Raw genomic sequence first — 12,059 nt, 5'->3', positions numbered from 1 at the left:
GGGAAGAACTCGCCAGTCCGACCCCCGGAGCTGTCCGTGCACGACGCTCACGACACCTCTGCCTCGGTCCCGCCCTCCGCAAGGGAACCTCTGGTTCGTATCCGCGGGCTCGGCAAGCGGTTCGGCGGGACGCTCGCGCTGGCCGGGGTCGACCTCGATGTCCACGCCGGCAGCGTCCTCGCCCTCCTCGGCCCCAACGGAGCCGGAAAGTCCACCCTCATCAAGGTGCTGGCCGGCGTCCACCACGCCGACTACGGGCGGATCACGGTGGACGGCCACCCGCTCGGCAGCCATGCGGCCTCCCGCTGCATGTCCTTCATCCATCAGGACCTCGGACTCGTGGAGTGGATGACGGTCGCCGAGAACATCGCGCTGAGCACCGGGTATCAGCGCCGCGCCGGACTGATCTCCTGGCGGCGCACCCGGGAGCACTGCACCGAGGCGCTGCGGATCGTCGCCGCACATCTCGATCCCGGCACGCCGATCGCACACCTCGCACCGGCCGAGCGTTCCCTGGTCGGTATCGCCCGAGCCCTCGCGTCGCGGGCGCGGCTCATCGTCCTCGACGAGCCGACCGCCCGCCTCCCCGCCGCCGACTGCGCCCGGCTGTTCCGCGTCCTGCACGCCCTGCGCGACCGGGGGCACGGCATCCTCTACGTCAGCCACCGACTGGACGAGGTGTACGAGGTCGCGGACACCTTCGCCGTCCTGCGCGACGGCCGCCTCGTCAGCCACGGCTCGCTGGCGGGCCACAGCCCTGCCCGCCTGGTGCACGACATCACCGGCGAGGAGCCGACCGAGCACCGCCCCGCCGCGGTCCCCGCCGGCGGCCCGGCCGTCCTGACCCTCCACGGGGTACGGACCGCCGGCGCGGGACCGGTCAGCCTGGAGCTCAGGGCCGGGGAAGTCCTGGGCCTGGTCGGCCTCTCGGGCGCCGGACACATGGACCTGGCGCGAGCCCTCGCGGGTTCCGGGCCCCTCCTCGGCGGGCGTGCCCTGCTCGGCGGCCGCCGCTACAGCCCCCGTACGGTCGCCGACGCCGTCGGACTCGGTGTCGCCCTCGTGCCCGGCGACAGACAGCGGGAAGGCTGCCTGGCCGAGCTGACCGTACGGGAGAACCTCCTGGCCAACCCCCGAGCGGGCGGCCTGCCGGCCCTGCACTGGATCAGCCCCCGCCAGGAACGCGCCGAGGCCGCCACCCTGCTCGAACGGTTCTCGGTACGTCCCCGCGACAGCGAGGCCCCCATCGCCACCCTGTCCGGCGGAAACCAGCAGAGAGTCATGATCGGCCGGTGGCTCCGGGTGGGCCTGCGTCTGCTGATCCTCGAGGAACCGACGGCGAGCGTGGACATCGGTGCCAAGGCCGCGATCCACCGGCTGCTCGACGAGGCGCTGACCGCCGGCCTCGCGGTCCTCCTCATCTCCACCGACTTCGAGGAGGTCGCGGGCGTGTGCCGACGCGCCCTGGTCTTCGTCCGCGGAACCGTCACCGCCGAGCTGAGCGGTCCGGCCCTCACGGCCGCGGGGCTCACCCGGGCGGCTTCGGCCATGCCTTCCTCCGGAACCGCGACGAACCCGTGACCGCCTCGCCCTCCCCGTCCTCGCCCCGGCCACGCCCGCAGCGCCGGGGCCCGCTGAGCCGACCCGGCCGACGAGGCGGGCCGCGCGGCCCGGCCGGGCACCTCATCGGCGCCTACGGCCTCCTGGCCCTCACTGCCCTGCTCTGCCTCACCTTCTCCCTCACCCTGCCGCGCACCTTTCCCACCCTGGACACCGTCGACTCGATCCTGTCCACCCAGTCGATCCCGGCCGTCCTCGCCCTCGCCGCCATGGTCCCCATCGTGACCGGCGCGTTCGACCTCTCCATCGGCTACGGCCTCGGCCTGGCGCACGTCATGGTGATGCAGCTCCTCGTCAACGACGGGTGGCCCTGGCCGCTCGCCTGCCTCGCCGTGATCGTCGGAGGGGCCGTCGTGGGTGTGCTCAACGGTGTGATCGTCGAGTTCGGCCGGATCGACTCCTTCATCGCCACGCTCGGGACCGGCAGCATGCTGTACGCCGTGACCGGCTGGACCACCGGCGGCGGCCGGATCGTCCCCGGCCCGCAGGGCCTCCCCGCCGCCTTCACCGGCCTCTACGACTCCACGTTCCTGGGCCTTCCGCTCCCCGCCTTCTACGTGCTCGCACTCGCGGTCGCCCTCTGGCTGGTGCTGGAGCGGCTGCCGCTCGGCCGGTACCTGTACGTCATCGGATCGAACCCGCGCGCCGCCGACCTCGTCGGCATCCCGACCCGCAGATACACCGTCTACGCCTTCGCCGCATCGGGGCTGATCGTCGGCTTCGCCGGAGTACTGCTCGCGGCCCAGCAGCAGATCGGCAATCCGAGCGTCGGCCTCGACTACCTGCTGCCCGCCTTCGCCGGCGCCCTGCTCGGCTCCACCGCGATCAAACCCGGCCGCCCCAACGCCATGGGCACCCTCGTCGCCGTCGCCGTCCTCGCCGTCGGACTCACCGGCATCGCCCAGATGGGCGCTGACTTCTGGACGGTCCCGCTGTTCTACGGCGGCACCCTGCTGCTCGCCGTCGGCCTGGCCGGCTACTCCGCCCGCCGGCGACTGCGCACCGGTGCCGTCGCCGCCCGCGATTCACCCGCCGGGTCACCGCAGCCGCCGTCCTCCCCGGACGGCGGCCCGGCCGGCAGCGCTCCATGACCCACGCCGCGTGCATCACCACCGCGCCCAGGGCGCGTCCTTGCGCCCACCCCTCAGCGAGGAGCTCTTGTGCACCGCAACCGCAAGGCCACCCCCGGCGTCCTCAAGCCCCGGTCCGCCGCCACCGCCCTGCTGGTCGCGGCCACCGTCCTGGCAGGCTGTGGGCGCGGCTCCTCCAGCGGCCCGGGGGTCTCCACCTCGGGGCCGAGCGGCTGCCCCGAGGCCCACGCCAGGGCCCAGGCCGCCGTCGGCCGGGCGGAGCGGACCGACATCCCGTGGAACGGGCCGACCAGCGGCCCCAAGGCGGTGGCCGGCAAGACCATCGTCTACGTCGCCCAGACCATGACCAATCCCGGAGTCGCGGGCGCCGCCGACGGTGCGCGGGACGCCGCGCGGGTCATCGGCTGGAACGTCCGGGTGATCGACGGCGGCGGTACCCCCGCAGGCATCCAGGCGGCGATGAGCGAGGCCGTGGCTCTCAAGCCCGCGGGCATCGTCATCGGAGGCTTCGACCCCGACTCGACCTCGCAGCAGGTCGCGCGGGCGGGCGCGGCACGCATCCCGCTCATCGGCTGGCACGCGGTCGCTGCCCCCGGCCCCAGTCGGCGGCCCGAGCTCTTCACCAACATCACCACCAAGGTCGAGGACGTTGCCGCAGCCAGCGCGCAATGGATCATCGCGAGCTCCAACGGCAGAGCCGGGGTCGTGCTCTTCACCGACGCCTCGATCCCCTTTGCCAAGAACAAGTCCGAACTGATCAGGAAGGAGCTCGCCACCTGTGCGGGCGTGAAGCTGCTGGCCTACGAGAACATCCCGATCCCGGACGCGAGCAGCCGCACACCCCAGGAGATCTCCTCGCTCCTGTCCCGCTTCCCCGCCCGGTGGACGTATTCCGTCGCCATCAACGACCTGTACTTCGCCGATGCCGCCCCGGCCTTCCGCGCCGCAGGCAGGAAGGGTTCCGGGCCGCCCTTCAACATCGGCGCCGGGGACGGCGACCCGTCCGCCTTCCAGCGCGTCAACAACAAGCAGTACCAGGCGGCCACCGTGCCCGAGCCGCTGTCCCTGCAGGGCTGGCAGATCGTCGACGAGTTCAACCGCGCCTTCTCCGGCCGTCCCGCCAGCGGATATGTGGCCCCCGTCCACATCACCACGGCTGACAACGGCCACGGCGCCACGACCTGGGACCCGTCGGGCTACCAGGAGGCGTACCGGAAGATCTGGGGAAAGTGACAGCGCCGTCCGGGACCGGGCAGCGTGATCCACACGTCCTCGCCCTTCACCGAGCGTGTCGGCCGGTGTGCCCAGTAACGGCGTTTACATGCCTATTTGACAGGTCTAGCGTAAAAGTACAGACGACGATGCTCGCCGCCATCACCATCGGAAAAGGGGAGCAGCCATGTCATGGACGATATCCGGCACCTACGTGGCCGGTTGCTCTTGCGCGGTGCTGTGCAGCTGCCCGTACGACGGCCAGCCCCGGGACGCCAAGGGCGGTACCGAGTGCCTGGGCACCGCCGTGTTCCATGTGGCCGACGGGAACCTGGACGGCCTGGACCTGTCCGGTGTCGACTTCGCGTTCTACAACCACTTCCCGTCCAACCTGTCTTCCGGCAACTGGAAGGTCGGGCTGGTCGTGGACAGTGCGGCCACCGACGAGCAGGCCGACGCCCTTGAGCGCATCCTGTCCGGCCGGGAAGGCGGGCCGTTCGGCCAGCTCTCGCAGTTCTACGGCGAGTACCTGGGTATGGAGCGGGCCGGTGTCTCCCTCACGGACGGGGACCGTCCCGGCTTCACGGTCGAGGGCAGGACGGAACTCTCCTACGAGCCGCTGACCGGCCCCGACGGCAGTGCGACGAAGGTCAAGAACGCGATGTTCGGGTTTGCGTCCGAATTCGAGGTCGGCAGGACCACGGGGCGGTCCGACGCCTTCGGGCTCAGTTACGAGGCGTCGTACGGCGAGACGGCCGACTACGTCTTCAGCAGCGAGGAGCGCGCAGGGACAGGCGCCGGCCGTATCTGACCGGCTTCATACACGAGTACGCCCGTCATGAGCGCCGGCGAGGCACCGCGGCTTCTGGCGACGGTGTTCTCCGCGACGTCGCTGTCGAGGTGCGTGCGGCGGGCAGCCTGGCGGACCAGCCGGTCCACTGGGGCGAGGTGAGTCGGTGGGCCGAGTGGGTCACATGCCGTCCATCGACGGCATCGAGCCCTGGAGCCCCGGCAGGAGCCAGTACTGGAACGGCGCCAGTACGGCCAGGACGAGGAAGGTGACCCCCACGATCCGGGCGAGCAGCGGGCCCCGGGACCACAGCTTCTCCACGAAGATCACCACCGCCAGTCCGGCCATCGCCGCCACGTTCATCACACCGAGCGGAACGAGGACGACCATCAGTCCCGCGCAGCAGCCGACGCAGTAGGTGCCGTGGTGGAGGCCCACCCGCAGGTCGCGGGCCGGTTGCCGGAAGCCGGCGTAGTGCATCAGATGGCTCATGGGGTCGCGGCAGTGCCGCAGGCAGACGTACTTGAGGGGACCGAGCTGGTACAGACCCGCGAGCAGGAAGGCGGCCGAGCCGATCCAGCGTCCGGCGGTGGGACGGTCGTCCACCAGGCCCCCGGTGAAGGCCAGGGCCGCGTAGGCGAGCAGTCCGAAGGCGGTCCACACCAGCAGATATCCGCCCACGAACTCGACGGTGCGTGCGGCCCGGGACCAGCCGGAGGACTGCCGGCCGATCCCGCGCACCCACGTGATCGCCACCGGCGCCATCGACGGCAGCATCATGGCCGCCATCATCGTCACCCAGAGCAGCAGGAACAGCGGCAGCTCCACCCCCATCGTGCCGGGCTCGACCCCCATGTCCCGGGCCTGCCCGATCGTCAGCGCCCAGGCGGGCACAGCGATCAGGACGACCAGGAACCAGGCGGCCGCGAGATCCCGCGCCGACAGCAACCCGCCGCCCGCTCCGGTCGGCGCGGGCGCCCGGGCCGAGCGGGCGGTGGAGGTCCGGCTGTGGCGCATCGGCGTGTACTCCTGCGGATACTCCCAGGAGAGCATGCCTCCACCTGCTACGCGACCCGGCCCTGACTCGATGCCATGTCACAAGGGAGCACTAGAGCACGATGATAATGACACCTCCGCGGTTGAAGAAGAAGTGGTGATGGTCGAAGCGGAACCCGTGATGGTCGAAGCGGAACCCGTGGTGGTCGAAGCGGTGGTGGTCGAAGCAGCGGCCGTTCCAGTCGCCCCAGTCGCCGCACCAGTCGGTAGTCACATGGGTGTGCACCGTGGGAGCTGCCGCGGCCGGGCCCGCTGTGCCGATCGCAGCGCCGCCGGCCATCAGGATGCCGACCGCGGACACCGTGGCGAGACGCCTCGCGTGTTGTGCTCGCATGATGGATGCACGCTTCCTTCCCTGATCTCGCGCAGCTCACAGCGGTTGCGGCTCTCTTGTTGAGTACGTCGATGGCGCCTATTTGGATTGAACCGGCCCGCCCGGCGGCCGGTGCCGCGTCCCGTCCGCTTCAGGCGCCCCAGGCCGCGGCGCACAGCGCGCGGTCCACCTCTTCCGCGTAGCGGGCAGCGGCCAGCCAGGCACCGGCGAACCGGTCCGTGTCCGCCGGGAGGAGACGGCCGAAGACATCGCGTGAGCGCTCCGCCGCGGCTGCGTGCAGTTCGTCCAGCAGGTCACCCGCCGTCGCGAGACCGTGGCCGCTCAGCCGCTGGACGTCGGCGGCCGTGTTCCCGGAGAAGGACAGCACGAGCCGCCCGCCCGAGGCCGCCTGCTGCACCCGGCGACGCAGCAGGTGCACGGGGGCCTCTTGGGGTGTGGGCGCGGCGGCCGGAGGCGCGGGGGCGGCGGGCGCGGTCGGCAGGTCGGCGTGCTGCAGCCGGTCGAGGCCGGCGTCGACCCGGGTGCCGGGGACGGTGGGGTGCTCGGTCGCCAGCAGTAGGGCCCGGGGGTGCGGGGCCGGGGTGAGCCGGGCGACGATCCGGAGCCGGCTGCCCCGGGCGGCGGCCAGCAGGCGCAGGTTGTCGCGGTGAGGGAGCGCCGGGTGGTCGTGGGCGGCGGTCAGCCGCAGGCGGATGCCTGCGCAGTCGGCGAAGAGGCAGTCGCCCGCCGCGTCACGGAGCGTGCCGACGAGGGTGACCTCCAGGAAGAGCAGGCCGGCGCCCCCGGTCAGGGCACGGGCCACCTGTTCGGCGGCCGGTACCGTCCAGAGCCGGTCCAGGGGCTCCGCGCGCCAGTCGGCACCGGACGCGCGGACCGCCCGTACTCCCGCGCCCGCGCCCAGCCGCCCCGCCGGGGACACCGTGGCACCCGACACCGCGAGCCCGGCCCGGGACAGCTCGCGGTGGGTCAGCGCCGTGTCCCCGACGCGTACGGCCCGGTCGGCCGCGCCCACGGCCCGCCCGCCGCCGCCCGGGGCCACGTCCGAGACCTGGTACAGGCGGCCCTCGGCATCGGCGGTCCAGGTGACGGCGCCCGCATACCCGCTCGCCGTGAGCACCGGCTCGGAGAAGAGGCCGTACAGCCGCAGCGAGCCGTCCGGGCGGTACGGCTGCCGCACCGTGCCGCGCAACTCGGTCAGTTCCGGGCCCTCGGCGTGCGGGATGCGGTGGGCCGCCGACAGGGCGTCGCGGAGCGCGCCGACGAGGTCGGCGAGGCGGTACGCCGGGTCGGCGGAGCGGGCCGCACGCAACGCGGTGACCACGGAGACGGCCGTGGCGGCGGCCCGGGGGAGCCCCGCGAGCCGCGCGGTGTGGGCGGCGCGCAGCAGCTCCGCCTGGAGCACCGCCCCGGAACCGTCCGTACCGGCTTCGAGTACGGCGGTCGCGGCGCTGTGCAGGGCACGGGCGGCGGCGCACTGCTCCGGGGTGGCCCGCTCGGGCCGCTCCGTGTCCGGCAGTGCCGGTGCACCTGCGGCCACATCCTCGCAGTGGGCCGCTGTGGCCGCTTCCGTGGCCGCTTCCGTGGCCGGTTCCGCGATCGGTGCCGCCGAGGCCGCCGCGGCGCGGTGCAGACAGTCCGGGGCCAGCAGGCAGCCGCAGCGGACGGCGTCCGCGCTGGTCACCGTGCCACCGGGGGCGTGCAGTTCGACGTCGGTGCTGTCGTCGACGGCGATGCGCACGATGTCGCCGTCGCGGACGGCCGGGCGGCCGGCCAGCTTGGCGATGCCCGCGTCGAGCCGCTTGCGCAGCCGGGGCGTAAGGGCCGCGACGAGTTCGGCGGTCACGGCCGGGGCGACCGGGGGCAGAGCCGGGCTCACACGATCCTGCCTCACATGTTCCTGGCTCATGCGATCTTCTCCCCTACCCAGCGGGCGAGTTCGAGCGGACTGAGGGCGGCGACCGGCATCCCCGCGGCGACCAACTGACCCGCGACCCCGGTGGAGTACCGAGGCCGGCCGGAGTCGTCCAGGCTCGCGCACCCGAGGACCTGGCAGCCGGCCCCGACCAGGGCGCGGACCTCGGCGAGCAGTCCGCCGAGCGGGCAGCCCTCCTCGAAGTCGCTGACCACCACGACGATCGTGCGCGAGGGCACGGTGACCAGTTCCCGCGCGTGGCGCAGCCCGGCCGCGATGTGGGTGCCGCCGCCCACGCTGACCTCCAGCAGCAGCGACAGCGGGTCCTCGACGTGGTCGGTCAGGTCGATGACCTTTGTGGAGAAGGCCAGGAAGTGCGTGGACAGGGTGGGCACCCCGGCCAGTACGGAGGCCGTGATCGCCGCCCAGACGGTGGACGCCTCCATGGACCCCGACACGTCGGTGACCAGGATCAGCCGCCAGTCGGCGGTCTTTCGGGCCCGGGTGCGGAAGACGGGGCGCTCGGGAATGACCCGGACCGTGCCGTCCGGGGCGCGGCGCGCGGTCGCCAGGTTGGCCCGCAGCGTCCGGGGCAGGTCGAGGCCGCCGCCCGGGCGCCGGCTGGGGCGGGGCAGCGCGGTGCCGTGCAGGGCCGGGCGCAGCCGCGTGGCCAGCTGCCGGGCCAGCGCGTCGACCAGGCGCCGGACCAGCGGACGCAGCGCGGCCAGCCGGGCCTCCGGCAGCCCGCCCGCGTGCCGCAGCACCGAACGGAGCAGGTCGACGGAGGGCCGTACGGTGTCCGGGTCGAGCTCCGCGAACACGTCCGGCCGGCCCGCTGCGGCGGCCGCCGCCAGCACCTCCTCCCGGATGCCCGGTCCGAACAGCGCCGCCAGTTCCTCGGACCACTCCCGCACCCCGGGATACGGCGCCTCCCGTCCGGCGCCGCCCCCCGGACCGGTGAGGTCGCCCCGGCACCCCTCGCCGCGTCCGCTGCCGTACAGCTCGTCCAGCGCCGTTGCCAAGGCACGGGCGGACGCGGGCAGTTGGTCGGTGCGGCGGCCCAGTACGAGACGCCATCGGTCGGCCGGCGCAAGCCGGTGGTCCCCGCCGGAGCCGGGGGCGCCGGGGGCGTCGGCGGTGGCCGAGGGTGCCTGTGGCCGCCGGGGCGGCGGAAGAAGCCCCCACGCGTCCAGGGCTTCGCGGGCCGCGAGGTCGGCCCGGGTCCAGACGGCCAGCGCGAGCGGATCGACGGCGCCGGTGTCGGCCAGGTGGCGCTCGTCCAGGCGCTCCTCGACGGTGGACAGGAGCCGGCCGCGCGCGGCCGGGCTGAGCGTGTCGAAGCCGCCCCGCAGCGCGGGCAGCCGGTCCAGGAAGTCCCGGTCGGACAGCTGCGAGACCCGGCTCAGCAGCGGCTCCAGCGCGGGTGCCGCCGACTCCAGCAACTGCCCCGCGGCGGTCAGCAGTCCGGTGAGCCGCGCGGAGAGCGCCGAGCGGGACTCGGGGTCGCAGGCCCCGTCGACCCAGGACGCCACCCGGTCACCGAAGCCGCCCGGATCCTCGTGCCCGAGCAGCACGCGGACGGCTCCGGCGGCGCCGCGCATCAACGGCGAACCGTCGGCGGCCAGCCGGGCGAGCGCGTCGGTGAGCCGGATTCCCCCCAACAGGTCCGCCCGGTGGGCGAGTTCCAGCAGGGCGTGGGCGTCGGCCGGGTCCTCGGAACCGGTGAGGCCGTCGACCTGGCGCACGGCGGCGGCGGTGAGCAGCTCGGCCACGGCCGCCGCCCGTGCCGTACGCTCCTCGTCGGCCGGCAGTCCCGCGATGTGTCCGGCGCTCAGCCGGTCCAACAGGGCGAGTCCGGCGAGGAGTTCGGGCAGCGTGCCGGAGTTCGGCAGGACGTCGGCTGTGTCGTCGAGCCGTTCGTCCGTCAGGCCCGGCAGCCCGCACTCCGCCGCCTGCTCCAGGCCGAGCAGGGCCTGTGCCCCCGTGGGCCCGCCCTCGTCCCGCTCGGTGCGCCGCCGCTCGCGCAGCAGGCCCTCGGCGGCCTGGGCAGGGGTGACCCCGCGGACACCGGCGCCGGTCAGCATGGCCGCCGTGGCGGGCGTCCAGCGCACCTCCCAGCGGGAGGTCAGCGCCTCGGCACCGCCCGCGCCGGTGACCTGCTTGGGCTCCGCGTACGGCACCGCGCACACCGTCAGGCGGCGCAGCAGGAGTTCGCGACGGCGGTCCAGGTCGGAGCGGAGCGGGTCGAGGCGCAGGTCGCGGGCGGTGCCGGGCCCCGAGTCCGCCGGGCCGGGAAGGCCCAGCGCGGCGACTTCGGCCTCGACCGCGGGAGCGAGCCCGCTGCGCGGCGCCTGTGGCGCCGGCCGGCCGGCGCGGCTGCCGACGAGCACCTTCTCCATCGCCTGTGCGACGGCCCGACCCCGCCCGTACGGCTCGCCCTGCGCGAGCACCGTCTGCACGGCCTCGACCAGTTCGCCCCGGCCCGCCGCCGGCAGCCCCCGCAGCCGGGCCAGATCACCGGCGAGCCGTACGATCTCCCGCGCGTCGGCGGGCCCGGAGGGGTGACCGAGCGCCCGCAGCTCGGCACACACCCGTACGGCCGCTCCGGTCAGCGCTTCCTCCAGCGCAGCGGGGTCACCGGCGGCTTCCAGCACCCTGTGCTGCCACTCGGGGTCCCGGATACCGGCGGGGTATCCGGAGCGCTCGTCGAGGAGGGCGTAGGTGTAGGGGATGAGGGAGGTGGTCCACGTCGAGTCCGCCGGGACGGGCCGGTCGTGGTCGCTGTCGGCCGGCGCCAGCAGCGCCGGGGCATGGAAGGCGCCCACCACCACGGCGGCACGCTCGCCGTTCGCCGTGGCCGCGGCCAGGCACGACCGCATCCACCGTTCCCGCCGCAGGTCCAGCTCCGGCACCCCGCCCGAGCCCGCCGCGTCCGCGCGCAGTGCCCACCCGGTGAGCAGCGCGGCCCGCCGCAGGGCCTCCGGCGACGAACCCGGGGCGGTGGCCTCGACCAGCCGGTCCCAGAGGTCGTCACCGGGGCGGCCGGTGAGGCGGGAACGGAGCGCGCCGGCGAGACCGCCGACGGCGGAACCGTCCGCTGTCGTGGCCGCGCTGCTGTCCGCGCGTGGTGCGGAGACGCCGCTCGAACTGGTGCCGACGGAACTGTCTGGCGTCGTGGCCGGGTTGTTGTCCGTGTGTGGTGTGGGGCCGCGGTTCGGGCTGGTGGTTGCGGAGCTGTCTGTTGTTGTGGGCGGGTTGCTGTCGGTGTGTGGTGTGGGGCCGCGGTTCGGGCTGGTGTTTGCGGGACTGTCTGTTGTTGTAGGCGGGTTGTTGTCCGTGTGCGGTGCGGGGCCGCGGCTCGCGCTGGTGCTTGCGGAACTGCCCGGCGTCGTGGCCGTGCTGTTGTCCGTGTGTGGTGCGCAGATGCGGCTCGGGCTGGTGTTTGCGGGACTGTCTGGCGTCGTGGGCGGGTTGTTGTCCGTGTGTGGTGCGGGGCCGCGGCTCGGGTTGGTGCTTGCGGAGCTGTCTGTTGTCGTGGGCGGGTTGCCGTCCGTGTGTGGTGCAGGGCCGCGGCTCCCGGCCGGACCGTTCGCTGTTTCGGTCGCGCTGCTGCCCGTCTCCGGCGCACAACCACGCCCCGACCCGGTGCCGGGCGCGTGGGCCGGTGTCTCCCCGGCCCACGCCCGGTCCGCGAGTGGCAGGTCGCAGGCGATGACCGGTACGCCGTGACGTGCCGCCCACCGCACCGCCGCCAGTTCCGGGGAGAAGTCCGCGAAGGGATAGAACGCCGGCCCGCCGCCCGCGTCGACGGGCGCGGCGGCGAGGGCGACCGGTGCCCGGGTCTCCTCGTGGGCGAGCCAGGGCAGCCAGTCCTGCAGTTCGGCGGGCAACTCGACGAGCAGGACGTCCGGCTCGGCCGCGGCCAGCAGCGCCGGCACGGCCGCGGCCAGGGAAGGCGCGTGGTGCCGTACACCGATCAGGTAGGGCGCCGCCGGGTCGGTGAGGGCCAGGGCGGCCGCCTCGGGAGAAGCGTGGGGCACGGCC

Annotated in this window: 8 protein-coding genes; 4 read left to right on the top strand and 4 right to left on the bottom strand. The window is 74.1% G+C overall.

The genetic code is table 11. From position 1 onward, the window contains the following. Window positions 1–36: 36 nt before the first annotated feature. The 4 genes from AQI88_RS27885 to AQI88_RS27870 all read left to right on the top strand — a co-directional run bounded on the left by AQI88_RS27885 (window position 37) and on the right by AQI88_RS27870 (window position 4,734). Window positions 37–1,581, top strand: coding sequence for a sugar ABC transporter ATP-binding protein (locus tag AQI88_RS27885; RefSeq protein ID WP_067004356.1), 1,545 nt, complete (start codon window positions 37–39; stop codon window positions 1,579–1,581). Continuing rightward, window positions 1,578–2,711: an ABC transporter permease gene (locus AQI88_RS27880; RefSeq protein ID WP_067004354.1), complete on the top strand. Its 1,134-nt coding sequence runs from the start codon at window positions 1,578–1,580 to the stop codon at window positions 2,709–2,711. The genes AQI88_RS27885 and AQI88_RS27880 overlap by 4 nt, the downstream gene beginning before the upstream one ends. Before the next feature lie 69 nt (window positions 2,712–2,780). Next, window positions 2,781–3,944, top strand: coding sequence for a substrate-binding domain-containing protein (locus AQI88_RS27875; protein WP_079057839.1), 1,164 nt, complete (start codon window positions 2,781–2,783; stop codon window positions 3,942–3,944). Between the two features lie 166 nt (window positions 3,945–4,110). Then, complete coding sequence (locus tag AQI88_RS27870; protein ID WP_067004352.1) at window positions 4,111–4,734, top strand: DUF1326 domain-containing protein; 624 nt, start codon at window positions 4,111–4,113, stop codon at window positions 4,732–4,734. A 159-nt stretch (window positions 4,735–4,893) separates the two neighbouring features. Here the strand turns inward: AQI88_RS27870 and AQI88_RS27865 are convergent, their stop codons facing one another. From AQI88_RS27865 to AQI88_RS27850, 4 genes are all read right to left on the bottom strand, one after another. Next, window positions 4,894–5,766: a DUF2182 domain-containing protein gene (locus AQI88_RS27865; protein ID WP_079057838.1), complete on the bottom strand. Its 873-nt coding sequence runs from the start codon at window positions 5,764–5,766 to the stop codon at window positions 4,894–4,896. Window positions 5,767–5,821: 55 nt separating this feature from the next. After that, entirely contained in the window at window positions 5,822–6,103 is a 282-nt protein-coding gene (locus tag AQI88_RS27860) for a hypothetical protein (protein ID WP_067004350.1), read from the bottom strand. Between the two features lie 130 nt (window positions 6,104–6,233). Then, window positions 6,234–8,009: a hypothetical protein gene (locus AQI88_RS27855; RefSeq protein WP_067004348.1), complete on the bottom strand. Its 1,776-nt coding sequence runs from the start codon at window positions 8,007–8,009 to the stop codon at window positions 6,234–6,236. Next, a complete protein-coding gene (locus AQI88_RS27850; protein ID WP_244184357.1) occupies window positions 8,006–12,055 on the bottom strand; it encodes a DUF5682 family protein in 4,050 nt (1,349 codons plus the stop codon). Before AQI88_RS27850 ends, AQI88_RS27855 begins: the two co-directional genes overlap by 4 nt. Between the last annotated feature and the right edge of the window lie 4 nt (window positions 12,056–12,059).

It is taken from the genome of Streptomyces cellostaticus, assembly GCF_001513965.1.
In the GTDB taxonomy this organism is placed as follows: Bacteria; Actinomycetota; Actinomycetes; order Streptomycetales; family Streptomycetaceae; genus Streptomyces; species Streptomyces cellostaticus.
The sequence above is the reverse complement of the archived record's forward strand: the minus strand, read 5'-3'. Positions and strand labels throughout refer to the sequence as shown.